At 67.9% G+C, this 24,422-nt stretch carries 21 protein-coding genes; 13 read left to right on the plus strand and 8 right to left on the minus strand.

Annotation, left to right across the window (positions count from 1 at the left end; all coding sequences use genetic code 11):
* Positions 1–2: 2 nt before the first annotated feature.
* Positions 3–1,409, minus strand: coding sequence for a prephenate-dependent tRNA uridine(34) hydroxylase TrhP (gene trhP, locus LQF09_RS01950; RefSeq protein ID WP_270069030.1), 1,407 nt, complete (start codon positions 1,407–1,409; stop codon positions 3–5).
* A gap of 197 nt (positions 1,410–1,606) precedes the next feature.
* On the opposite strand from trhP, the gene LQF09_RS01955 reads away from it, so the two are divergent.
* Positions 1,607–4,057, plus strand: a complete 2,451-nt coding sequence (locus LQF09_RS01955) for an EAL domain-containing protein (protein WP_270069031.1) — start codon at positions 1,607–1,609, stop codon at positions 4,055–4,057.
* A gap of 25 nt (positions 4,058–4,082) precedes the next feature.
* Here the strand turns inward: LQF09_RS01955 and LQF09_RS01960 are convergent, their stop codons facing one another.
* From LQF09_RS01960 to LQF09_RS01970, 3 genes are all read right to left on the minus strand, one after another.
* Complete coding sequence (locus LQF09_RS01960) at positions 4,083–4,715, minus strand: trimeric intracellular cation channel family protein (RefSeq protein WP_002925001.1); 633 nt, start codon at positions 4,713–4,715, stop codon at positions 4,083–4,085.
* Positions 4,716–4,794: 79 nt separating this feature from the next.
* Positions 4,795–6,189 (minus strand): TIGR03862 family flavoprotein, encoded by a 1,395-nt coding sequence (locus tag LQF09_RS01965; RefSeq protein WP_270069032.1) that lies wholly within the window; start codon positions 6,187–6,189, stop codon positions 4,795–4,797.
* A 7-nt stretch (positions 6,190–6,196) separates the two neighbouring features.
* Positions 6,197–6,625 carry an acyl-CoA thioesterase gene (locus LQF09_RS01970; RefSeq protein WP_270069033.1) on the minus strand — a complete coding sequence of 143 codons (429 nt, stop codon included), beginning with the start codon at positions 6,623–6,625 and terminating at the stop codon, positions 6,197–6,199.
* Between the two features lie 288 nt (positions 6,626–6,913).
* Here LQF09_RS01970 and gdhA point away from each other — a divergent pair, with 288 nt between their 5' ends.
* From gdhA to LQF09_RS02010, 8 genes are all read left to right on the plus strand, one after another.
* Positions 6,914–8,257: an NADP-specific glutamate dehydrogenase gene (gdhA, locus tag LQF09_RS01975; RefSeq protein WP_002924997.1), complete on the plus strand. Its 1,344-nt coding sequence runs from the start codon at positions 6,914–6,916 to the stop codon at positions 8,255–8,257.
* A 177-nt stretch (positions 8,258–8,434) separates the two neighbouring features.
* Complete coding sequence (locus LQF09_RS01980) at positions 8,435–9,076, plus strand: MBL fold metallo-hydrolase (RefSeq protein ID WP_002931778.1); 642 nt, start codon at positions 8,435–8,437, stop codon at positions 9,074–9,076.
* A gap of 149 nt (positions 9,077–9,225) precedes the next feature.
* The gene (locus LQF09_RS01985; RefSeq protein WP_270069034.1) at positions 9,226–11,394 is read left to right on the plus strand and encodes a hypothetical protein; all 2,169 of its coding nucleotides are present in this window, start codon (positions 9,226–9,228) and stop codon (positions 11,392–11,394) included.
* Between the two features lie 222 nt (positions 11,395–11,616).
* Positions 11,617–12,492, plus strand: a complete 876-nt coding sequence (locus tag LQF09_RS01990) for a branched-chain amino acid ABC transporter permease (RefSeq protein WP_002931783.1) — start codon at positions 11,617–11,619, stop codon at positions 12,490–12,492.
* Entirely contained in the window at positions 12,489–13,436 is a 948-nt protein-coding gene (locus tag LQF09_RS01995) for a branched-chain amino acid ABC transporter permease (protein ID WP_002931785.1), read from the plus strand. The genes LQF09_RS01990 and LQF09_RS01995 overlap by 4 nt, the downstream gene beginning before the upstream one ends.
* Positions 13,437–13,567: 131 nt before the next feature.
* Entirely contained in the window at positions 13,568–14,731 is a 1,164-nt protein-coding gene (locus LQF09_RS02000; protein WP_002931790.1) for an ABC transporter substrate-binding protein, read from the plus strand.
* An 817-nt stretch (positions 14,732–15,548) separates the two neighbouring features.
* A complete protein-coding gene (locus LQF09_RS02005) occupies positions 15,549–16,196 on the plus strand; it encodes a flavin prenyltransferase UbiX (protein WP_002931792.1) in 648 nt (215 codons plus the stop codon).
* Between the two features lie 47 nt (positions 16,197–16,243).
* Positions 16,244–16,843, plus strand: a complete 600-nt coding sequence (locus LQF09_RS02010) for an LON peptidase substrate-binding domain-containing protein (RefSeq protein WP_270069035.1) — start codon at positions 16,244–16,246, stop codon at positions 16,841–16,843.
* A 33-nt stretch (positions 16,844–16,876) separates the two neighbouring features.
* Here the strand turns inward: LQF09_RS02010 and mutY are convergent, their stop codons facing one another.
* Positions 16,877–17,944 (minus strand): A/G-specific adenine glycosylase, encoded by a 1,068-nt coding sequence (mutY, locus tag LQF09_RS02015; RefSeq protein WP_270069036.1) that lies wholly within the window; start codon positions 17,942–17,944, stop codon positions 16,877–16,879.
* 131 nt (positions 17,945–18,075) lie between these two features.
* Between mutY and LQF09_RS02020 the strand changes: the two genes are divergently transcribed.
* Positions 18,076–18,573 carry a flavin reductase family protein gene (locus LQF09_RS02020; protein WP_002931796.1) on the plus strand — a complete coding sequence of 166 codons (498 nt, stop codon included), beginning with the start codon at positions 18,076–18,078 and terminating at the stop codon, positions 18,571–18,573.
* Positions 18,574–18,589: 16 nt separating this feature from the next.
* Here LQF09_RS02020 and LQF09_RS02025 read toward each other — a convergent pair whose 3' ends face one another.
* The gene (locus LQF09_RS02025) at positions 18,590–19,771 is read right to left on the minus strand and encodes a hypothetical protein (RefSeq protein WP_270069037.1); all 1,182 of its coding nucleotides are present in this window, start codon (positions 19,769–19,771) and stop codon (positions 18,590–18,592) included.
* 231 nt (positions 19,772–20,002) lie between these two features.
* Between LQF09_RS02025 and LQF09_RS02030 the strand changes: the two genes are divergently transcribed.
* Positions 20,003–20,278 (plus strand): HU family DNA-binding protein, encoded by a 276-nt coding sequence (locus tag LQF09_RS02030; protein WP_002931801.1) that lies wholly within the window; start codon positions 20,003–20,005, stop codon positions 20,276–20,278.
* Between the two features lie 492 nt (positions 20,279–20,770).
* On the plus strand, positions 20,771–22,081 hold the full coding sequence (locus LQF09_RS02035) for a DEAD/DEAH box helicase (protein WP_002931806.1): 1,311 nt from the start codon (positions 20,771–20,773) through the stop codon (positions 22,079–22,081).
* A 12-nt stretch (positions 22,082–22,093) separates the two neighbouring features.
* Here LQF09_RS02035 and LQF09_RS02040 read toward each other — a convergent pair whose 3' ends face one another.
* Positions 22,094–22,696 (minus strand): cysteine hydrolase family protein, encoded by a 603-nt coding sequence (locus LQF09_RS02040; protein ID WP_002931808.1) that lies wholly within the window; start codon positions 22,694–22,696, stop codon positions 22,094–22,096.
* Positions 22,697–22,811: 115 nt separating this feature from the next.
* Here LQF09_RS02040 and LQF09_RS02045 point away from each other — a divergent pair, with 115 nt between their 5' ends.
* Positions 22,812–23,690, plus strand: a complete 879-nt coding sequence (locus tag LQF09_RS02045; RefSeq protein WP_270069038.1) for a LysR family transcriptional regulator — start codon at positions 22,812–22,814, stop codon at positions 23,688–23,690.
* Between the two features lie 54 nt (positions 23,691–23,744).
* Here the strand turns inward: LQF09_RS02045 and LQF09_RS02050 are convergent, their stop codons facing one another.
* Complete coding sequence (locus tag LQF09_RS02050; RefSeq protein WP_270069039.1) at positions 23,745–24,335, minus strand: HupE/UreJ family protein; 591 nt, start codon at positions 24,333–24,335, stop codon at positions 23,745–23,747.
* Positions 24,336–24,422: the final 87 nt, after the last annotated feature.

Here is a 24,422-nt window from a genome sequence, read left to right on the forward strand (position 1 = left end):
ACTCACAGGAAGCGGGCGATGAAGCAGGGCTGGGCAGGGTCGGCGGCGGGTGGCAATGGCAACCACACGCGGCGGCCGCTGCCGGGAACGCGGTCGAGTGCGCTGCCGTCGGCGGCCAGCAGCCGGTCGAGGCGCAACTCGAGGTTGCTGCCCGGCTGCACGAACTCCAGCCGGTCGCCGACACCGAAGCCGTTCTTGACCTCGACTTCTGCCAGGCCACGCCCGGCATCCCAGCCCACCATCTCGCCCACCAGCAGGCTGCGCCCGGATTCCGAATGGCCGCGCAGGTAGTTCTGGTGCTCGGGGGTGGCATGGCGCTGGTAGAAGCCGTCGGTGTAGCCGCGGCTGGCCAGGCCCTCGAGCTCGCCGAGCAGGCGGGGATCGAAGGGGCGGCCGGCGACGGCGTCCTCGATCGCGCGGCGGTAGCCCTGGGCGGCACGGGCGACGTAGTAGGGGCTCTTGGTGCGGCCCTCGATCTTGAGCGAATCGACGCCGATGTCCACCAGGCGCTGGACGTGCTCGATGGCGCGCAGATCCTTCGAGTTGAGGATGTAGGTGCCGTGCTCGTCCTCTTCGATCGGCATCAGCTCGCCGGGGCGGGTGCCTTCTTCCAGCAGCCACACCTTGCTGCCACCGATGTGGCGCGGGCCGCCGCCGAGCGCAAGGCCGGTGGTGGTGTCGAGCCGGCTGCGGGTGGCGGTGCCGACCGCGCCGGCGTCCTTCGGGGTGCCGATCGGTGCACTGCCGCGGGCCTGGACGTCGCCGGCGCCGTCTTCACCGGCCTCCTGCACCTTGTAGTCCCAGCGGCAGGAGTTGGTGCAAGTGCCCTGGTTGGGGTCGCGGTGGTTGAAGTAGCCCGACAGCAGGCAGCGCCCGGAATAGGCGATGCACAGCGCACCATGAACGAAGACCTCGAGCTCCATGTCCGGACAGGTGTCGCGGATCTCGGCGACTTCGTCGAGCGACAGCTCGCGCGACAGGATGATGCGCTTGACCCCCACCGACTGCCAGAAGCGTACGGACGCGTAGTTGGTGGTGTTGGCCTGCACCGAGAGGTGGACGTCCACCTCGGGCCAGCGTTCGCGCACCATCATGATCAGCCCGGGGTCGGCCATGATGAGCGCGTCGGGCTTCATCGCGATGACTGGCGCCATGTCGTCCTCGAAGGTGCGCAGCTTGGCGTTGTGCGGGTAGATGTTGGCCACCAGATAGAACAGCTTGCCTGCAGCGTGGGCCTCGTCGATGCCGGCTGCCAGGGTTTCAAGCTGGCCGAAGCTGTTGTTGCGCACGCGCAGCGAATAGCGCGGCTGACCGGCGTACACGGCGTCCGCGCCGTAGGCGAAGGCGGTGCGCATCATGTCGAGGGTGCCGGCGGGGGCGAGCAGCTCGGGGCGGCGTGAAGTGGGCATGAGTATGGAGTGGAGCCGGGCCTGTGGTCTTGGACGCCGGCATTCTAGCCGAGTGCGCCGTATCGATTGGGCCGTCGAACTGTGGCTGAGTTCGCGGCAGGGGCCGCGGCATCGGTGAATACTGGATTAACATGTTACGCCTCCCTGTGCGCAGGCCAGCCCGGCCTGGGAACGCGCGTTGTCCACGGAGCCCCTGAATGCCCGCTTCCGCTCTTGCCCCGGCCCAGATCATGCTGATCGAGGATGATGCGGGTGACGTCGAACTCATCCGCTGGCAGTTGCGGGATGCGTTGCATGAGCATTTCGACATCCGCGTTGCCGATTCCATGCGTGCGGCCGAGGCCCTGTTTGCGGAGGCTGGAGCCCAGCCCGACGTGGTATTGCTCGACCTGAGTCTGCCGGACTCCTACGGAGCCGGCACGGTCGAGCGCTGCCGAGCGCTGACCGAGGCGCCGATCATCGTGTTGAGCGGTGTGGACGATCCGGCCGTGACCTGTCTGGCGATTGCTTTCGGTGCCGATGACTATCTCCCCAAGGGGGGCGACAGCGAGGTGTTGCGGCGAGCGATCCGCTATGCGCGGCTGCGCCACCAGCGCGACGCCGATGCCCGCCTGGCAGCGGCCGTGTTTGCGCACGCCCGGGAAGGCATCATCGTGACGGACGCCCAGGGAAACATTGTCGAGGTCAACGAGGCGTTTGCGCGCATCACTGGCTACGCGCGAGAGGAAGTGCTCGGGCGCAACCCCAGCCTGCTCAAGTCCGATCGCCATGACCAGGCCTTCCATGCGGCGATGTGGAAAAGCCTGTACGACAAGGGGCACTGGTACGGCGAGGTGTGGAACCGGCGCAAGAGCGGAGAGTTGTTCGCCGAATTGCTCACCATCAGCGCGGTGCGCGACGCACGCGGTGCGATCCGGCATTTTGTCGGTCTGTTCTCGGACATTACGGTGCAGAAGGAGCACGAACGCCAGCTCGAGCATATTGCACATTACGACGCCCTCACTGCGCTGCCCAACCGCGTCCTGTTTGCGGACCGCCTCCATCAGGCCATGGCGCGTGCAACGCGTAGTGGTCAGCGCCTGGCGGTCGTGTACATCGATCTCGATGGCTTCAAGGCGGTCAACGACACCCTCGGGCATGACGTGGGCGACAAGCTGCTGATGGCACTTGCATTGAGAATGCGCAAGACCATGCGGGACTGCGACACGCTTGCTCGCCTGGGGGGCGATGAGTTTGTCGCCGTGCTCAGCGATCTGCCCGATGCCGAAAGCTGCCGGCCGCTGGTGCGGCGGCTGCTGGCTACGGCTGCCGAGCCTGTCGAGGTGAATGGCCAGCTGCTGAAGGTGTCGGGCAGTATCGGGATCACACTCTACCCGCAGCGCGAGGATGTCGAGGCCGACCAGTTGCTGCGCCAGGCCGACCAGGCGATGTACCAGGCCAAGCTTGCCGGCAAGGATCGCTACCACCTCTTCGACAGCGACCAGGACTATGACCTGCGCAGCCATCACGAAAGCGTCGAGCGCATCCGCCAGGGCCTGCTGCGGGACGAGTTCGCGCTGCACTACCAGCCCAAGGTCAACATGCACAGCGGCGAGCTGATCGGTGCCGAGGCGCTGGTCCGTTGGCAACACCCGGAGCAGGGCTTGCTTCCGCCCGATCGCTTCCTGCCTGCGATCGAGCGCCATGAGCTCGGCGTCCAGCTTGGCGAATGGGTCATCGACTCGGCCTTGAGTCAGATCGCAGCGTGGCAGGCCGAGGGCTTGCGCGTGCCCGTCAGCGTCAACATCGCGGCCAATCACTTGCAAAGGGCCGACTTTGCCGAGCGCCTCTACCTGTTGCTGTCCTTGCACCCGGAAGTTGCGCCCGGCCAGCTGCAGCTCGAGGTGCTCGAGAGCAGTGCGCTGGCCGACATGAACCGGGTCGCCGAGACGATGGCCACGTGCACGCGCATGGGGGTCAGCTTTTCGCTCGACGACTTCGGTACCGGCTACTCCTCCCTGAGCTATCTGAAGCGCTTGCCGGCCGCCGAGCTCAAGATCGACCGCAGCTTCGTGCGCGACATGCTGCACGACGCCGACGATCTTGCCATCCTCGATGGCGTGCTGGGCCTTGCGCGTGCCTTTCGCCGCCGTGCCGTTGCCGAGGGCGTGGAGACCGAGGCGCAGGGCGAACTGCTGCTGCGGCTGGGGTGCGAATGCGCCCAAGGCTATGGCATTGCGCGGCCGATGCCGCCATCAGCGCTGCCGGGCTGGGCTGCGGGCTGGCGTCCGCCGCTGCGGTGGACCCGCCAGCGCCGGCTTGGGGCCGAGGCAATGCCCTTGCTGTATGCCACGGTCGAGCACCGCGGCTGGATCATGGCCATCGCCGAGTGCCTTGCCGGCGAGCGCGCAGCGCCGCCAGCGCTCGATCCTCATGAATGTGCCTTCGGCCGCTGGCTCGACGGCGTGATTGCTGATCCCTACGCACTGGGCAGTGATCGGTTGAGCGAGCTCGACCAGCTTCACGTCGAGATCCACGCGCTTGCCGTCGAGCTGTTGCGCTTGCACCGCGGCGATCGCAAGGACGAGGCGCATGCCGGCCTGGCGAGGTTGAACGACATGCGCGATCGAACCATCGCGGCCATGGAGGCCTTCATCCAGGCGATGTAGGCGACGGTGGCGACGGCCCCCGGACTCAGTCCCCGGGCTTTGGCCAGGCGGGCAGGCGGATGTCGAGCGCGACGGCGATCAGGCGCGTGCCGGTCGCGGCGGCGATGCCGGAGAGGGTGGAGATGGGCAAGGGCAGGCTGATCGCGTCGAGGACGATGAAGACGCCGCAGCCGAACAGGGCGCACATCGCGTAGGGGCGATGATCGCTGTACACCTTGGGTACCTCGTTGCACAGCACGTCGCGCGAGACGCCGCCGAAGATCGCGGTCACCACGCCCATCATCATCGCCACCAGTACCGGCATGTCGGCTGCGAGCGCGATGGTGGCCCCGGAGATCGCGAACAGGCCCAGGCCGCAGGCGTCGGCAAATTCCATCACGTGACCGCCGAGCTTGTGGCGCAAGGTCTTGAGCCAGAGCGGGGTGGTCAGCACCATCGCCAGTACCAGCCAGAGGTATTCCTGGTTCTGGATCCAGAAGAATGGCCGGCGGTCGAGCAGGATGTCGCGCACGGTACCGCCGCCAAAGGCACTGACGAAGGCGACCGAAAATACGCCGACGATGTCCATGCGCTTGCGCGTGGCCTCGATGAGGCCGGACATGGCGAAGGCGATGGTGCCGCCGACTTCGATTGCAATGAGGAAGGGGTGCAGGTTCATGGCTCGGCCGGGTGATCCAGGGTGGGGGAGCGAGCCTGCGCCGGATGCCGGGGGCAGCACCGGCGCAGGAGTGCGCATGCTAGCGCGAAGGGTGTCCGCTGTGGGCGGAGCGGGCTTCCAGCCAATGGGCGACACCCCGCGCCGCCGCCACGCCGGTGGCGAAGCAGGCGGTGAGCAGATAGCCGCCGGTGGGCGCCTCCCAGTCGAGCATCTCGCCGGCGACGAACACGCCAGGGTGCGTCTTCAGCATCAACCTGTCGTCGACAGCCTCGAAACGTACGCCCCCGGCGCTGCTGATGGCCTCGTCGAGCGGGCGCGGGGCGACCAGGCGCAGCGGCAGGGCCTTAATGGCCGCAGCCAGGCGGACAGGGTCGTCGAAAACCGCCTTGGGCAGGCATTCGCGCAGCAGGCTGGCCTTGATGCCCTTGATGCCAGCCTGGCTCTGCAGATGGCTGGCCAGCGAGCGGCTGCCGCGCGGGCGGGCGAGCTCGGCAGTGAGGCGCTCCTGACTGCGTCCCGGCGCAAGGTCGAGGGCGACGGTGACTTCGCCGAGCGCGGCGATGGTATCGCGCAGTGGCGCCGACAAGGCGTAGATCAACCCGCCTTCGATGCCTGTGGCGGAGACCAGGCATTCGCCGGCGCGTTCATGCGCGTGGCCGCTGGCGTCGGTAAAGCGGGCGACCACCGACTTGAGTGGCTGGCCGCGGAAGCGGTCGAGGAAATGGGGGCTCCAGCCGCCGCTCGCTTGCGTGCCGGGCGTGGTGACATCGAAGCCGCAATTGGCGGGCCGCAGCGCAGCGACGTCGACACCTGCAGCACGCAGCAGGGGCACCCAGGCGCCATCTGAGCCCAGCTTCGCCCAGCTGCCGCCGCCAAGGGCGAGCACCACGGCATCGGCTGCGATGATGCGCTCGCCCACCGGCGTCGAGAAGCGCAGGCTGTGCGCGCACTGCGGCGCGCTTGGCGCCCCGCTCTCGGCGGTGACGGGCGTGGCCCAGCCAAGCCAGCGTTGGCGCATCGCAAACTGCACGCCGGATGCGCGCAGGCGTGCGAGCCAGGCACGAAGTAGCGGGGCGGCTTTCATCTCGGTCGGGAACACCCGTCCTGAGGTGCCGACGAAGGTGTCCACGCCCAGGCCGTGGGCCCATGCGCGCAAGGCCTGGGCGTCGAAGGCCGCCAGCATGGGCGACAGCGCAGCACCTGCCGTGCCGTAACGCGACAGGAACGGCGCGGCGGCCTCGCTATGGGTGAGGTTGAGGCCGCCGCGCCCCGCGAGCAGGAACTTGCGCCCGACCGAAGGCATGGCGTCGTACACGGTCACGGCCAGGCCGGCGCCGGCAAGCGTCTCCGCAGCCATCAGGCCTGCCGGGCCGCCGCCGATCACGGCGACATGGTGGCCGCAAGGCGATGGAGCGCTGCGGGACGGGTCGGAATGATCGGGCATGATGAGGCCTGCGGTCAGGATGACGGTCAATGCCGGCTCAGGCCGCCGGGAAGCGGCACCTGAAGCCTTCCGGCACGGCGGCCTTGGAGCGTGCCTCGTAATCGAAGAAAACGATGCCGGTCTTCCCGCGCGCGACTTCGCGCCCGGTGGACGCCTCGGACATCTTCCATACCAGATCGCAACCGTGGGTGTGGAAGTCCGTCGCCGCGAGCTCGATGCGCATGAGTTCGCCGTGGAAGGCTTCGGAGCGGTACTGGACCGCCGCGTCGGCGACGATGATGCCGCAGCCCTCGACGTCCATCTCTGCATAGCCCATGGACTTCAGGAAGCGCACGCGCGCCTCGGATACCACGCCGAGCAGTTGCGCGTTGTCGAGGTGGTTGCCGTAGTTGATGTGCGAGATCAACAGCGGGACCTCGGTTGCGAAGGAGAACTGTGCGGGCAGTTCGATGCGGATACGGGCCATGATGAGCCTGGAAGTGGGCAGTAGGGGAGGCCGAGCGTACCGGCCTTGGCCTCATGCGGGCAAGCAAGGTGCGCAAACGCGCCCGCTGCAGGCTGATGAGCGTCTGCATTCTTGTGGTGCATTCTTGTGCAAATGGCATGGGTGACGTTTTTTTGACCCATGTCATGCACACGATTGGGGATCTTCATGCACAATTATGGGGATTGCAGGCGATGTCCTCGGGTAAAACCGAGGTCATCGCCTGCGCGCGTGTGTGTCCACTTCTTAATCAACAACGGGTTCACGATCATGAAATATCAGTCCCTCGAGGAGTTCCTGGCTTACGTCGAACAGCGCAACCCTGGCCAGCCCGAGTTTCTGCAGGCGGTCAGCGAGGTCATGGAGAGCCTGTGGCCCTTCATTTCCGCCAACAAGCGCTACGCCGAGCACTCCCTCCTCGATCGCCTGATCGAACCCGAGCGCGTGATCATGTTCCGCGTGTCGTGGGTGGATGATCGTGGCGACGTGCAGGTCAATCGCGGCTACCGCATCCAGCACAACTCGGCCATCGGCCCCTACAAGGGCGGTCTGCGCTTCCACCCGTCGGTGAACCTGTCGATCCTGAAGTTCCTCGCCTTCGAGCAGACCTTCAAGAACGCGCTCACCACGCTGCCGATGGGCGGCGGCAAGGGCGGCTCCGACTTCGACCCCAAGGGCCGCAGCCCGGGCGAGGTGATGCGCTTCTGCCAGGCCTTCATCAGCGAGCTGTATCGCCACGTCGGCCCCGACACCGATGTGCCGGCGGGCGACATCGGCGTGGGCGGCCGTGAGGTCGGCTTCATGGCCGGCATGATGAAGAAGCTGTCGAACAACGCCGCCTGCGTGTTTACCGGCAAGGGCCTGTCCTTTGGCGGCTCGCTGATCCGTCCGGAATCGACCGGCTACGGCACGGTGTATTTCGCCAACGCCATGCTCGAGCACGCTGGCCGTGACATCCGTGGCATGCGCGTGTCGGTGTCGGGTTCGGGCAACGTTGCCCAGTACGCCATCGAGAAGCTGATGGAACTCGGCGCCAAGCCCATCACCTGCTCCGACTCCAGCGGCACGGTGATCGACGAGGAAGGCTTCACCCCCGAGAAGCTCGCCCTCCTCATGGAGATCAAGAACCACTACTACGGCCGCGTGGCGGAGTACGCCGAGCGTGTCGGCGCCCGCTTCGAGCCGGGTGTGCGGCCGTGGCATGTGCCGGTCGATGTCGCCCTGCCGTGCGCGACCCAGAACGAGCTCGATGCCAACGACGCCGCCACCCTGGTCAAGAACGGCGTGATCGCCGTGGCCGAGGGCGCCAACATGCCGAGCACCATCGAGGCGGTGAAGATCTTCGAACACAACGGCGTGCTCTACGCGCCGGGCAAGGCCTCCAACGCCGGCGGCGTGGCCACTTCGGGCCTGGAGATGAGCCAGAACGCGATGCGCATGTCGTGGACCCGTGAAGAGGTCGACGCCCGCCTGAAGGAGATCATGCTTGGCATCCACGCCGCCTGCCTGAAGTACGGCAAGCGCGAGGACGGTACCGTGAGCTATGCCGACGGCGCCAACGTCGCCGGCTTCGTCAAGGTCGCCGAGGCCATGCTGGCCCAGGGCGTGATCTGATCCTTGCCGTGTCCGCGGGGCCCATGGGCCCCGCGGCATGACAGGCATGGCTAGCGGCTGGCGCCGCTCACACAGGGGGGCGGGAGGCGTGTGCGCGGTGCTGCAGGAGCGGCGCAAGCCGCGAGCCTTTCATCGGCTAAACTGGCGGACGAACACGCAAACAGGAGCCCACCGCCCATGATCCAGGCCACCATCGTCCCCGTCACCCCCTTCCAGCAGAACTGCAGCATCCTGTGGTGCGAGAAGACGAAAAAGGCCGCGGTCGTTGATCCGGGGGGCGACATCGACCGCATCCTGGCGGCTGTCGCCAAGCTCGGCGTGAGCGTCGAGAAGATCCTCATCACCCATGGTCATATCGACCATGCTGGCGGCACCGCGCAGCTGGCGCGCAAGCTTGGTGTGCCGGTCGAAGGCCCGCAGGCCGAGGACCGCTTCTGGATCGAGGGCATGCCGCAGCAGAGCAAGATGTTCGGCTTCCCCGATGTCGAGACCTTCGAGCCCGAGCGCTGGCTCGAGGACGGCGACACGGTGACGGTCGGCGAGGAGTCCTTCAAGGTCATCCATGCCCCAGGGCACACGCCGGGCCATGTCGTGTTCGTGCATGAGGGCGCGCGCCTGGCGATCGTCGGCGATGTCTTGTTCGCGGGCTCGATCGGGCGCACCGACTTCCCGCGTGGCGACCACCAGACGCTGATCCGTTCGATCCGCGACAAGCTCTTCCCGCTCGGCGACGACATCACCTTCATCCCCGGCCATGGCCCTACCTCGACCTTTGGCGAGGAGCGCGACAGCAACCCCTTCGTCGGCGCCTACGGCTGAGCGGCTGCCCGCTACGGGCGGGCTGATGCCGCCGGCGTTGCGGATCGCTCCCGCGCGCGATTGTTCTCGCCTGCATTCCGGCGCAATATCCCGCGTGAAGTCCAGTCCTGCGCGAGGGCTGGAAACAAGAACATTTCAGGGAGCATTCGATGAGCACTCAAGGCGACAACAAGAAGCCCTACCAGTGGCGTTTCTTCCGGTCCGGCGGCTTCGACCAGGTCCGCATCGAGACCGCGGACGACCTGCGCCACCTCGGCGAGCTCGATCAGAAGCTGTGGTCGGTGCTCGCGTGCCCGACCTCAGGGCTGGAGTTCGACACCCGCACGCTGCAATTGCTCGATGCCGATGGCGACGGGCGCATCCGCGCGCCCGAGATCGTTGCCGCGGTGCGCTGGGTATGTGCGGTGCTCAAGGAACCCGAGGTTCTCTTTCGCGCTCCCGCTGCCCTGCCGCTGGCGGCGATCGATGGCGAGCACCCCGAGGGTGCTCGCCTGCTCGCCACCGCACGCAAGGTGCTCGCCTATGTCGATAAATCCGATGCCGAGTCGATCTCGGTGGAGGACCTCGCCGACACCACCCGGCTGTTCGCGCCCGACCATTTCAATGGTGACGGCGTGGTGCCGGCCGGACTCACCACCGATGCCGGGGTCGTGAAAGCAATCGGCCACATCATCGACTGCTTCGGCGCAATCGATGACCGCAGCGGCACCCCTGGCGTTGACGCCGGCAAGGTCGAGACCTTCTTTGCCGCTGCGCAGGCGGTGTCCGACTGGCAGGCGCTGGCCGAGGCCGACCCGGCGCAGATCCTGCCGCTGGGCGCGGGGACGGCCGCTGCTGCTGCCGTGTTCGATGCGGTCGCCGACAAGGTGGGGGACTTCTTCACGCGCTGCCGCCTGGCCGCTTTCGACGCGCGTGCGGCGGACGCGCTGAACCCCGCGGACAGCGTATACCAGGGCCTTGCCGAGCAGGTGCTGGCTGCAGGCAGCGACGGTGTGGCGGCCCTGCCGCTTGCCCGTGTCGAGCCTGGACGTGCGCTGCCGCTCGCCGCGGGCTTGAATCCGGCCTGGGAGGCGCGCATCGCGGCGCTGCGTGAGCAGGTGGTCGCGCCGATTCTGGGTGATCGCGATGCGCTGTCGCAGGCCGAATGGCAGGACCTCGCCGCCCGCTTCGCGGCCTGGCGCGATTGGCAGGCGGCGCAGCCGGCGAGTCCGGTGGTGGCGATCCCGGTTGACGAACTGCGTGCGCTGCTCGGCGGCAGCGTACAGGCCGATCTGCTCGCCCTGATCGAGCAGGACCTGAGGGCCGAGACCGCTGCTGCTCAGGTCGATGCGCTCGAGCGCCTTGTCCGCTACCAGCGCGACCTGGTCACGCTGCTGCGCAACTTCGTCACCCTCAGCGACTTCTATGGCGCGCAAGCCAAGGCCATTTTCCAGGCCGGCACGCTTTACCTCGACCAGCGCAGCTGCGACCTGTGCCTGCGCGTGGCCGACATGGGGCGGCACAGTGCGCTGGCGCCGCTTTCGGGCACCTACCTGGTGTTTTGCAACTGCGCCCGCCAGGGCGAGGCGCCGATGACCATCGTGGCGGCGATGACCGGCGGCGATGCCGACGAGATGATGGTGCCTGGCCGCAACGGCGTGTTCTACGACCGCCAGGGGCGCGACTGGAACGCCAGTGTGGTCCAGGTGGTCGAGGCGCCGATCAGCGTGCGCCAGGCCTTCTGGTCGCCTTACAAGCGTGTTGCACGCATGATCGGCGAACAGATCCAGAAGTTCGCCGCCTCGCGCGACAAGGCGGTCGAGGAGCGCGCTGCAGCCGGCGTCGCCGATGCCGGCGCGAAGGTCGAGGCGCCAGCGGCCGCTCCGGCTGCACCGGCCCAGGCCTTCGACATCGCCAAGTTCGCCGGTATCTTCGCCGCCATCGGCCTCGCCCTCGGTGCGCTGGGGACCGCGCTGGCCGCCGTGGTGTCGGGCTTTCTGTCGCTGCCGGCGTGGCAGATGCCTCTGGTCGTGGTCGGCATCGTATTGCTGATCTCCGGGCCGTCGATGCTGATGGCCTGGCTGAAGCTGCGCCAGCGCAACCTCGGACCGCTGCTCGACGCCAACGGTTGGGCGGTCAACACGCGTGCGCGCATCAACATCCCCTTCGGTGCCGCGCTGACCGGGGTCGCTGCGCTGCCGCCTGGGGCCGCGCGCTCGCTGTCCGACCCCTACGCCGAGAAACAGCGCCCCTGGGGAACCTGGATGTTCCTGTTGCTGGTCATCGCGGTCGCCATCTTGCTGTGGCGCCAAGGTGTGTACGACCAGTTCCTGGGCTGAGCCAGCTGGCCGAGCCCTAGGCTCACCCCGCAGGAGCGGCGCCAGCCGCGAGGGTTTGAAGGCGACGGGGCGTGTCGCAAGCCCCGAAAAGCTCGCGGCTGGCGCCGCTCCTACAGCAAAGCCACCCGCCGCGAGCCTTTCGGGGTCCGACCGCCTGCCCCTGCGGTGCTTGTGTGCGACGGGGCGTCGCGAGTCGTTGATCGGCTATGCTTCGCCCCCATCATGCTCGCCTTCATCCAGGTCCTCACCAGCGGCATCGCGATCGGCTGTGTATACGGCCTGGTCGCGTTGTCCTTCGTCCTGATCTACAAGGCCACCGAAACGGTGAGCTTCATGCAGGGCGATCTGCTCATGGTCGGGGCCTTTGCCGCACTTGGCCTGCATCTGGGGGCCGGATGGCCGCTGTGGCTGGCCGCGGCGCTGGCGGTGGCGTTCGTCGGTGTGCTCGGTGCCGGGCTCGAGCGTACCGTGTTGCGTCGTGCGATTGGTCAGCCGCACCTGGTGGCGGTGCTGCTGACTTTTGGCCTGGGTATGATGATGCGCGGCAGCGTGGCCTCGCTGCCGGCGGCGGCGCAGGAGGTACACCGCCTGCCTTTCGCCGCCGATACCTACGCCATCGGCCCCCTGGTGCTGGCTGCAAGCCATGTGTGGGTGGTGGTGGCCACCGTGGTGCTTGCGGCGGCGCTCGCGGCCTTCTTCCGCTATACCCGTGCCGGCCTTGCGCTGCGCGCCTGCTCCGAGGATGCGCGTGTCGCCGCTCTCATGGGGGTGCCGGTCGCACGCATGCACACGCTGGCGTGGTCGCTGGGTGCCGCGCTGGCAGCGGTGGCCGGGCTGCTGCTTGCGCCGGTCACCTTCATCCACCTCAACATGGGCCTGATCGCCTTGAAGGCGTTCCCCGCGGCGGTGCTGGGCGGGCTCACCAGCCTGCCCGGGGCCTTGCTCGCGGGCATCTTCCTTGGCGTCGCCGAGGCCGTGGCCGGCCTTCTGCTGCCCGAAGGGGCGAAGGATGTTGTCCCCTACGCGTTGCTGATGAGCGCGCTGCTGCTGTTTCCCAACGGCCTGGGGGCAGGGCTGCGCCGCGGGGGCGGCCGGTGAGCGGCCTGCGCACGGCCTGGCGCCATCTGTGGCCGTGGGCGCTGATCCTCGCCCTGGCAGTGCCTGCCATGGGGGCGGACTACGCCCTGGGCAAGGCGACCCTCGTCATCACCTATGCGATCGCCGGGCTGGGCGTGGTCATCGTCGTTGGTCAGGCGGGGCAGATCGCACTCGGGCAGGCGGCCTTGGTTGCGCTTGGCGCCTATGTTCAGGCAGTGCTGGTCGGGCATGGCCTGGCGCCGCTGCTGGCGATGCCTCTTGCCATTGCCGCCGGTGCGCTCGGTGGTGCGCTCGCCAGCTTGCCCGCGCGCCGGCTCGGCGGACTGTACTTCGGCATGAGCACGCTGGCCTTCGCCCTCATCGTGGAGGAGGTGCTGGCGCGCTGGGATTCGGTGACACAGGGTGCGGCCGGCATGGCGGTTGCGGGCTTCTCGGTGTTTGGCTGGCGCGCAGACGCCACCCTGGCGCAGGCGCTGGTGAGCCTGGGGGCGCTGGCCGCAGCGCTGCTGCTGTGCGCGCGCCTGGTGGATTCGCGCCATGGCCGTGCCTGGCGCGCGGTACGCGACGACGAGGTGGCCGCTGCAGCCTGCGGCGTGTCGCCGGCCGCGGCCAAGATGCAGGCCTTCGTCGTTGGCGGGGCACTGTCGGGCCTGGCGGGCGCCCTCTATGCGCACTGGATCGGTTTCATCAGCCCGGAGCAGTTCGGCCTGGTGTTCTCCTTCGAACTCCTGATGCTGGCCTTCATCGGCGGCGCCCGCCGTCTTGGCGGGGCACTCTGGGGGGCCTTGGTCATCGTCGCCATCCCGCAGCTGATCGCCGTGCTGCGCGACCACCTGCCCGGCGACTGGGCGCGGGCCGCCGGCCTGGAGCTGGTGCTGTTCGGGGCGGTGATCGTGGCCGTGGTCCTGCTGCGTCCGTCCGGCATTGCGGGCGCCAGGCCGTAAACTCGAGTAGATGCCGCAATTGACGCCCGTTCTGCATCGCCAGAGAATCGGCGCAGTCGAACATGGCTTGTTCGCCGTCCGGCAGTGTTGGCGTGGCGGCACGGCCTGGCCACCCACCGGAGACCCGCATCTTGAAGACCCTGCGTTCCTTCGCGCTCGCTGCACTGTCCTGCCTTGCCCTCAGCGCGCCGGTATCGGCAGCGCCCGGTGTGAATGCCAAGGAGATCGTCGTCGGCACTGTTTCGGACCTCTCCGGTCCGATCGCGATGCTCGGCGTGCCCGTGCGCGACGGCATGCTGATGCGCTTCGACGAGGTCAATGCCGGCGGTGGCGTCCATGGCCGCCGGATCCGCCTGGTCGTGGAGGATGCGGGCTACGATCCCAAACGCGCCGTGCTTGCCGCGCGCAAGCTGGTGCAGCGCGACCAGGCCTTTGCCTTCATCGCCAACATGGGCACGCCGGTAGTGATGGCGACCATGCCGATCATCGTCGATGCCGGCCGCCTGCACCTGTTCCCGTTCTCGCCCCACCGCGCCACCTACGAGCCGCTGCACCCGCTCAAGTTCCAGAACTTCGCGCCCTACTTCGACTACATGGAGGCGGCCACCCGCCACATGGTCGAGCAGCGCGGCTATGCGCGCACCTGCCTTCTCTATCAGGACGACGACTACGGCCTGGAAGTGATGAAGGGGGTCGAGGCCGCGCTCGCCCGGCTCGACCGCGAACTGGTCGAGCGCACCAGCTACAAGCGCGGCGCCACCGATCTGTCGAGCCAGATTGCACGCTTGCGTGCCGCACGCTGTGATCTCGTCGTTCTCGCCACCGTGGTGCGCGAGACGGTGGCGGCAATGGCCGAAGCGCGCAAGATCGGTTGGGAGGTGGACATGCTGGTGACGGCCTCGGGCTACTCGGCGCAGACTCACGAACTGGGCGGTGCGGCGGTCGAGGGCCTGTATGGCGTGTCGGTGCTGCCCCATCCCTATGTCGAAGGCGCCAACAGCCAGCTCGCCGCCTGGGTCGAGCGCTACCGCGCGCGCTTCAAGGCCGAACCCAATGTTTGGAGCGTGATGGGCTACACCCTGGCCGACCTCTTCGTGCGCACCGCCGAGGCCACCGGCCCCGAGCTGACGCAGGAGGCCTTTGCGCGCACCCTCGAGCGCATGCAGTTTTCCCGCGACTATTTCGGCAGCCCGAGTTACCGCTTCACGCCCGAGGACCATCTCGGCAATCGTCACGGCCGCCTGGCGCAGATCCGCGACGGGCGCTGGGTGCTGATCAGCGATTACCTGGAGTAAGTGGTGCCCGCGGTGAGGGTTGAAGGCGACGTGGCCTGGTCGATATCCAGGAAGCTCGCGGTTTTCGCCGCTCCTACGGCAGCCTGTCGGGGCCGATTATCCCGGTAGGAGCGGCGTCAGCCGCGAGGGGTTGAAGGTGACGTGGCCTGGTCGATATCCAGGAAGCTCGCGGCTTGCGCCGCTCCTACGGCAGCCTGTCGGGGCCGATTACCCCGGTAGGAGCGGCGTCAGCCGCGAGGGGTTGAAGGTGACGTGGCCTGGTCGATATCCAGGAAGCTCGCGGCTTGCGCCGCTCCTACGGCAGCCTGTCGGGGCCGATTATCCCGGTAGGAGCGGCGTCAGCCGCGAGGGGTTGAAGGCGACGTGGCCTGGTCGATATCCAGGAAGCTCGCGGCTTTCGCCGCTCCTACGGCAGCCTGTCGGGACCGATTACCCCGGTAGGAGCGGCGTCAGCCGCGAGGGGTTGAAGGCGCCGTGGCCTGGTCGATATCCAGGAAGTTCGCGGCTTGCGCCGCTCCTACGGCAGCCTGTCGGGGCCGATTCTCCCGGTAGGAGCGGCGTTAGCCGCGAGGGGTTGAAGGCGACGTGGCCTGGTCGATATCCAGGAAGCTCGCGGCTTGCGCCGCTCCTACGGCAGCCCGTCGGGGCCGATTACCCCGGTAGGAGCGGCGTCAGCCGCGAGGGGTTGAAGGTGACGTGGCCTGGTCGATATCCAGGAAGCTCGCGGCTTGCGCCGCTCCTACGGAAGTTCGCACGCGCCACGCTGACGTGCGAATGGGGTACGCTTGGGGGCGTCCGCTCACTCCCGCCAGTATCGATGAATACGCCCCGCACGATCACCGTCGCCTTTACCGGCGCTTCCGGCATGCCCTATGGCCTGCGCCTGGTCGAGTGCCTGCTGCAGGCCGGCTGCCGTGTGTGGTTGCTGTATTCGCAGGTGGCGCAGATCGTCGCCCGCCAGGAGATGGGTTGGAGCCTGCCGGCGCGCGCGGCCGAGGTCGAGGCCGAGTTGTGCGCCCGGTTTGGTGCCGAGTCCGGCGCCTTGCGGGTGTTTGGCCGCGAAGAATGGTTCGCGCCGCCAGCGTCCGGGTCCAATCCGCCCGATGCCATGGTCGTGTGCCCGTGCACGATGGCCACGCTGGCCGCGGTCGCGGGGGGGCTCAGCCAGAACCTGATCGAGCGTGCTGCCGACGTCGTCATCAAGGAAGGCCGCAAGCTGGTGCTGGTGCCGCGTGAAACGCCGTACTCGGCGATTCATCTCGAAAACATGCTCAAGCTCGCCCGCATCGGCGTCTGCATCCTGCCCCCCAACCCCGGCTTCTACCATCATCCGCAGACTGTTCAGGACCTGGTTGATTTCGTCGTTGCGCGCATCCTCGATCAGCTCGGCGTGCCGCATGCATTGATGGCGCGCTGGGGAGAGGATCGCCTGCAGCACCATGATGGCGGGGCTGACCAGGGCTGAATCACGACCCGGGTTGCCATCAAGGCCGGCCCGTAAGGAGGCGCAACATGAACGAGCCCGTCCGGCTGCCGTTGTTCCCGCTCAAGACCGTACTCTTGCCCGGCGGCGTGCTGCCCTTGCGCGTGTTCGAGCCGCGTTACATGGACATGGTCACGCGCTGCATGCGTGAAAGCACCAGCTTTGGCGTCTGCCTCATCGCAGCCGGTGAGGAGGTGGGCGAGGCGGCGGTGCCGCATCCGGTGGGAACGGAGGCGCGCATCGAGCAGTGGGACATGGCGCAGGCCGGGGTGCTCAACCTGCTTGCGCGCGGTGGTGCGCGCTTTCGCATCGAGGATCACGAGGTGGAGCGCGACGGCCTGCTTGTGGCCAGTGTGCGCTGGCTCGAGGAGCCTCCCGTGCAGCCGGTGCCCGATGCCCAGGCCGACATGCTGCCCTTGCTGCGTACGGTCGTCGCCGAACTGGGCGAGCGCCTGCCGCCGCCTCACCATTTCGAAGATGCAGGCTGGGTGGGCGCGCGCTACACCGAGTTGCTGCCCATCCCGCTGCTGGCCAAGCAGAAGCTGCTCGAACTCGACGACCCGCTCAGTCGCCTGGAAATCCTGCAGCAGTTTCTGCGTGAGCACGGATTGCTGCCAAACCTTGCCTGAGCGGGAGCGGGTGCCGCTGATGCGGCGCCGCGATCAGTTCGCGAACAGATCCGGCGCCGTCAGTGCGTCGAGGATGCGCCGTACCGGCGTCGGCAATGCCGCAGCATCGAGCTCGCCAAGCGCCTGCCAGTTCATCGTGCCGGCCTCGCCGGCCATGGTGGGGGGCGCTGCGGGCTCGGCGTTCAGCACCACGGGCTGGAGCTCGAGCACGAAATGGGTGAAGGCGTGGCTGAGCGGCGCCAGCCCGTCACCCGGGGTGCAGCGCAGGCCAAAGCGCTCGTACGCCCAGGCGAGGACGTCCGTGCTGTGCTCGGGAATTTCCGGCAAGGCGAGCAACCCACCCCAGATCCCCGCCGGTGGACGGCGTTCGAGCAGGACACAAGCGTCGCGCACCACGACCGCGTAGCGTGCGCTGCGCCGTGGTACGGTCTTGCGCGGGCGTGGGGTCGGTAGTTCGGCGATGCGACCATCGCGATAGGCGACGCAGTCGTCCTGGAACGGGCAGCCCACACAGGCCGGTCGTGCGCGCGTGCACAGGGTCGCGCCCAGGTCCATCTGGGCCTGGATGTAGCGGCCGATGTCGCGCTCGGGAAGCAGTGATTCCGCGAGCGTCCACAGCCGGTTTTCGACCGCCTTCTCCCCGGGGAAACCGTCCACGCCGAAGATGCGGCTCAGCACGCGCTTGACGTTGCCGTCGAGGATCGCACCGCGTTCGCCGAAGGCGAAAGCCGCGATCGCCGCAGCAGTGGAGCGGCCGACACCGGGCAGGGTGGAGATCTCGGCTGCGGTGGTGGGGAAGCGCCCGCCATGATCGCTCATGATGCGCTGCGCCGCACGATGCAGGTTGCGCGCCCGTGCGTAGTAGCCGAGCCCGCTCCACAGCGTCATCACGTCCTCGACCGGGGCGGCGGCCAGCGCCGTGACGTCGGGGAAGCGGGCCAGGAAGCGCTGGTAGTAGGGGATCACCGTTTCAACCTGGGTCTGTTGCAGCATGATCTCGGACAACCAGATCCGGTAGGGGGCGGTGCCGCCCTGCCAGGGCAGGTCATGGCGGCCGTGCTCGCGCTGCCAGGCAGTGAGGCGGGTGGCAAATTCACTCATGTAGCGGTTTTTCCGTGTGTTTTTCTCGCATCGGGGCAGTTGCGGTGTCGACGTTGTCGGCCGGCGCAGCGATAATCCGCGCTTCTTTCGCAATGCAGCAGAGCGCGGGTCGACCGTGCCAACCTTCTCCCATGACCCAACAGCAATTTTCCGGCGTCGACTTCCCGCGCCGCTTCCGCAACGCGCTCGGCATGTTCGCCACCGGCATTACCGTGGTGACGACGCGTACCCCGGCGGGTGAGCCGATCGGACTGACCGTCAATTCCTTCAATTCGGTGTCGCTCGACCCGCCGCTGATCGTGTGGAGCCTGTCGAACGACCTGCCAAGCCGTGGGCTTTTCGAGGCTTGCGAATACTACGCGATCAACGTTCTTGCCGAGGACCAGGTCGAACTCTCGCAGCGTTTCGCCAGCCGCCTTGACGACAAGTTCGCCGGCCTCGACTTCGAGACCGGCGTTGGCGGCGTCCCCTTGCTCAAGGGGTGCTGCGCGCGCTTCGAATGCCGCAACACTCAGCGTTACGAGGGCGGTGACCATCTCGTCTTCATCAGCGAGGTGCTCAGCTTCGACCGCGAGGAGCGCAAGCCGCTGGTGTACTTCGGCGGTGCCTACCGTCGCCTCGCGGACTGAAGCGCGCGGACGCGCTTCAGCGCGCCGGACTGCCCTTGCGTGGGCGGCGCTCGTCAACGAGTTCGACGCGGTGAGGTAGAGAGGGGTCGAAGGCCAGCGCGAGCAGGGACAGGCGCAGCAGGGCTGCGTCGTGATCCTCGTTGCCGGCGCTCGGGCAGGTCGCCTCGCGGCAGAATGCGCCATCCGGGTGGAAGTTCCACGCGCCGGCAGGAACGATCGCGCAATCGGCAATCCGATCTTCCTCGAGTCTTACCCAGCACAGCAGCACGCCACGTGCGGTGTCCACCCGCGCCATGCCGACACCCGGGGCGACCTGAGTGGCATCCGCCAGCGGTGCGACCTCTTCATCGAGTGGGTAGCGCATGCGGCTCGCGCAGTCGCCGACGTCGATCGCCTTGGCGAACAGGCGGGCCGATACGCGATGGCCGCGTTCCAGCAAGACGCGCACCAGCGCGGATGCGGCGTGGCGCGCGAGCGGGCCGGTCTCCGCAGGCTCGCCGGCGTACTCCGGCTGGCGCACGAAGCTGGCATCGGGCCACGCGCCGACCGTCCCCACCCATGCCGCCGCGCTCAGCGTACCCAGCATGGACACGGGCTTGGGAACTGGTGCGCCCGATGGGCCGAGGGCAATCAGTTCGCTGAGCACCGCGCCCAGGCTGCCGCCGGCCTGCAGGCGCTCGAGGAATTCGCCGATGCCATGCGGCATGCGGATCTGGTTGAAGAAGCCGGCCAGCATTTCGCGTGCGACAAGGTCGAGCAGTTCGCCGCCCAGCGCGAACGCTGCCGGGCCGTCGGTATGCGGGTCGAGCGTCAGGCGGCGGTGGAACTCCGCGAAGCGGCTGTGGCGCGGCTCGAAATCGAGCAAGGGGGGCCATTCGATCAGCAGCCGGCGCAGGTGGGCGTCGGCCGCCTCCGCGGCCAGCGTGCGCTCGATGGCGAGGCGGCTGTCCACGTCGGGCTCGGGCCTGCCTTGGGCGGCCGCACAGGCCATGCTGAGGGCGCAGGCATGGGCTCGGGGGCTGTGGCTGGCTTCGTCGAGCAGGCGCTGTGCGGCGTGCTCGGGCGTGAGCCCCAGGACCGTGGCCCCCATCCAGGCACACGGGGGCAGCGACACCGCAACCCGGGTAATCTGCCCCTTCGCATTGCGCGACGCGCGGATGTGGATGACGTCGCTGTCGCCAGCGTCCTGCTGTTCCATGCTTGGTGTCTTTCTGTTGTGACTTCAGTTGCAAGCATAGCGCGACTGGCCCTGGGACGGCAGCTGTATTGTGCACTGCGGCATGTGTGATCGGCTCAGGCGCGGAGATGAGGCCGCAGGAACCTGCATCCATCCTGCACGCTCCGGATGCGCCAGAATCCGCGGCGGTGCTAGAATCCGCGGCGTAGATCGCGATATCCCACATCACACTCACACCAATCGAGGAAAAGCATGAACAAAGGTGAATTCGTCGAGGCCCTGGCCGACCGTCTGGATGTTTCCCGCGCGCAAGCCGACCGTGCACTGTCCGCCGTGCTCGACATCATCGCCGAGCAGCTGGGCAAGGGCGAGAAGGTTGCCTTCACCGGTTTCGGTTCCTTCGAGGTTTCCGAGCGTGCCGCCCGTACCGGCCGCAACCCGCAGACCGGCGCCACCATCGAGATCGCCGCGTCGAGCGTGCCCAAGTTCACTGCCGGCGCCACCCTCAAGGCCGCGGTCAACAAGTAAGCAGCAGCCGTATTTCCGGGGCGCAAGCCCCCGCAGGCTGGGCAGGCGCGACAGTGCCTCCCCAGCCTTTTTCTTTTGTTTCAAAGATTTCTAGAGACAGTCGAGCGATTGGCGGTTATACTCCGCGTCGTTGTGCAATGCAGCAGCAGGGCCACCGGCGCAATCCGCGACGGACAGGGGATCAGGTAATCTCCACTCCATGGCCCGAGGGACTGTAACCACAGCCCCATCGCCCCCGACCTCCCGCCGATTTCATTCGTTCTTCCGATCGTCTGGCTCGTGACAACCGGTTGGTGCCGATGCGCGGTCTTTCCGACATTGTCGGTTTGACCGGCCACGCCCATCGCGTTCGCCATACCAGCGACTCCGCATCCTGCCTCGGCATAGCCCGGCAGGCTGTGGCGCGATGTCCTCGCGGCCCACTCAATGGGCCCGGACCCGCCGTTCCTCTTGCCTTCAAGAGGCCGGCACGCAATGAACAGGAAGTATCAGATGACGTTCCAGACCCTCGGCCTTGCCGCAGAACTCCTCAAGGCCGTCGAGCAGACCGGCTACACCACCCCTACGCCGGTGCAGATGCAGGCCATTCCCGCAGCCATCGCCGGCCACGATCTGTTGGTGTCCAGCCACACCGGTAGCGGCAAGACCGCGGCCTTCACGTTGCCCGCGCTGCACAAGATCATCGATCGCCGCCCGGCTCCGGGCAGCGGTCCGCGCGTGCTCGTGCTCACCCCCACCCGCGAGCTTGCGCTGCAGGTGGAGAAGGCCGTGCAGACCTACGGCAAGGCGCTGCGCTGGCTCAACACCGCCTGCCTGGTCGGCGGCGCGCCGATGTTCGCCCAGCTCAAGCAACTGCAGCGTCAGTGCGACGTGGTCGTCGCCACCCCCGGCCGTCTGCTCGACCACCTCAACCGGCGCAAGGTCAAGCTGTCGGACGTCGAGGTGCTGATTCTCGATGAGGCCGACCGCATGCTGGACATGGGCTTCGCCGAGGACATCGACGCCATCGTCGCCGCGACGTCTTCCAAGCGCCAGACCCTGCTGTTCTCGGCTACGCTCGACGGCGTGGTCGGCAGCATGGCCGAACGCATGACGCGCAATCCGCAGCGCATCGAGATCGAGGTCGCACAGCAGGACCGTGGTCAGATCGAGCAGCGCCTGATGTTCGCCGATGACCTTGGTCACAAGAACCGCCTGCTCGAGGCGCTGCTCGGTGCAGAGGGCCTCAACCAGGCCGTGGTCTTCACCGCGACCAAGAGGAGCGCCGACGAGCTGTCGCTGTCGTTGCAGGAAAAAGGCATTGCCGCTGCTGCGTTGCATGGCGACATGCACCAGACCCAGCGCAACCGCACCCTCGACCGCCTGCGCCAGGGCCGCATCGGCGTGCTGGTGGCGACCGACGTCGCCGCGCGCGGCATCGACGTTGCCGGCATCAGCCACGTCATCAACTTCGACCCGCCGCGCCAGGCTGAAGACTACGTGCACCGCATCGGCCGCACCGGCCGTGCGGGGCGCGATGGCGTGGCGATCACGCTCTCCGGGCCGCGCGAAACCGGCCTCATCCGTGCCATCGAGCGCTTCACGGGCGATCGCCTTGCGGTGCACACCATTCCCGGCATGGAGCCGTCGCCGCGCAAGCCTGCCGGCCCGCGTCCGGCTGGCAACGGTGGTCGCCGCTTCGGCAGCGGCGGTGGCTTCGGCCGTCCGGGTGGTGACGCACGCCGCAGCGGCGGCGGCTTTAGCCGCGACGGCCACCCCTCGCGCAGCGAGCGCAGCCACGGCGACCGCCGCTCGCGCGGCTGAGCGTAAGGACGCTCAGTCGGGAATCGCCGAACTGTCCGCCACCACAACGGCGAACAGGTCGGCGAGCGCGGCGAGCGCAGCAGACTGCAGGCTTGCCGCCTCGACCACGCTGCCGTCGGCTGCGGGTAGCGCCCGGGTTGCAGTGGCTGCGGCGGGTACGGTCACTGCATAGCCGAGGTTGAAGGCACCGCGCGCGGTTGAGTTGATGCACATGTGCGTCATGAAGCCGGTGATCACCAGGTTGTTGACGCCAGCGGCTTTCAGGTGCGCATCGAGGTCGGTGCCGACGAAGGCGTTCGGGTAGTTCTTGACCACCACCGCCTCGCCGGCAGCCGGCGCGACCTTATCGGCGATTGCGCCGCACTCGGCGCTCGGGTCGTAGGGCGAGCCCGGACCGGCGTCGTGCTGGATGTGCACGACCGGGATCTTCAGCGCACGCGCACGCGCCAGCAGCCGCGCGCACTCGTCCAGCGCCGGCTCTACCCCCTGGAGTTGCATCACGCCGTTGCGGTACGTGTTCTGGGCATCGACGATGACCAGTGCCGACTCCGACAGACGGGCCGGTGTTGCCGGCAGCCCCGAAAGCGCGCGCAGGGTGGTGGAAGCGATACTCATCGACAGTCTCCTTGTGTGGTCGAGGAACAATCCAATCAGGCTACCCGCGGCTTGACGTCTGCGTAAATGTACATTCCTGCCTTACACTGCGGCATTTTTGCAGGGGCTGTCGGGCATGAACTGGGACGATCTGCGCATTCTCGTCACCCTCGGCAGGGAGGGTACGCTGGCCGCCACGGCGCGCCAGCTCGGCGTGGATCAGACCACCGTTGCCCGCCGCCTGCGCGCGCTCGAGCAGAGCCTGGGGACGCCGCTGTTCGAGCGTGACGAAGGCCTGTGGCGGCCTACCGCAGTCGGTAACCGGGTGCTCGAGAGAGCGGGCCGGATCGAGGAGGATGTGGCGGGAATCGGCCGCCTGGCCGAGGCCGGTGCGGGCAAGGTCGGCGGCGTGCTTCGCGTCACCGCAGTGAGTGCGCTGATCGCCGACTGGCTGGTGCCGCGGCTGGCGGATTTCTATGCCCGCCACGGCGAGGTCCGGGTCGATCTGGTGGCCAGCAACGACAACCTCAACGTTGCGCGGCGCGAGGCCGACATTGCCATCCGCCTGGCTCGTCCGGCGAGCGGCGACTTTCTCATGCGCAAGCTGGCGGACATGGGCTTCGCGCTCTACGGCGCAGCGCGCGGCGATCTGGCAGTCAGTGCCGGCGATTGGGTGGCCTACGGCGAGGATCTCGATCACACGCCTGAGATGCGGCGCCTGCAGGCCATGCTCGGCAGCGGGCGCATCCGGCTGCGTACCAATGACGTGCGCGCCTTGCTGCAGGCCGTCGCTGACGGTATCGGCCATGGTCTGCTGCCGTGCTTTGTGGCCGACCGCCACCCCGGCCTGGTGCGCCTGTCCGGTTCGGCGCCGATCCTGAGCCGGGAACTGTGGATGCTGATTCATCCCGATGCGCGTCCGCTGGCGCGTGTCGCCGTGATGGCCGACTGGCTGGTGGAGCGCTTCGCCGCCGATGCGGATGGTCTGGGAGGGCGGCTCCAGCGGCTGCGTTGAGCCGCGATGGGCTGTTGGCGCTTGATCAGGATCAGGCCTGGCACCCCCGGGGCCTTACCCCCCGAGCAGCGCCAGGCCGACGCCTGCGATGCCACCTCCGCCGAGGCGCATCGCCAGGCGTCCGCGGCGGGTGTCGGGCAGGCTGCGTGCCAGGAAGAATCCGGCGACGTGCAGTGCGGTGGTCGCAAGCGCAAAGCCGAGGCTGTATGCGAAGACCGATCCGTCCCCCATTTCTGCGTGGTGTGCATGCCCGTGAAAGAGCGCGAGGCTGGCGACCAGTGGCAGTGCCGCACCAAGTGGCAGGCGCACCAAGCAGGCGACGAGCAGGCCCAGGACCAGCACGGATGCGGCGATGCCAGTCTCCACGGCGGGCAGCGCAATGCCAGCCGCGGACAGCGCCGCGCCGGCGAGCATCGCCAGCACGAAGGTGGCGGGCAGCGTCCAGCGTGCTGACGCTTGCTGGCGGGCGGCAAAGAGCCCCACCGCCACCATGGCGAGCAGGTGGTCGAGCCCGCCGAGGGGGTGGGCCAAGCCGCTGGCGAGGCTGGCCACCTCATGGCCGGGGTGGGCAAGCGCCGGCAAGGTGGTCGAGGCCATTGCGAAGGCGGCGAGCGGGCGAGCGATGGAGGCGGGCAGTGCGGGCATGGGGGTCTTCCTCGGCAGCGTGGGGCGGAGTTGCAGTCGGGGGCTTCAGCGGGGGGGCTTCAGCGGCTATGCGGAAAGGTGACGCAT

Origin of the sequence: Thauera sp. WB-2 (genome assembly GCF_027594845.1) — a bacterium.
Classification (GTDB): Bacteria; Pseudomonadota; Gammaproteobacteria; order Burkholderiales; family Rhodocyclaceae; genus Thauera; species Thauera mechernichensis.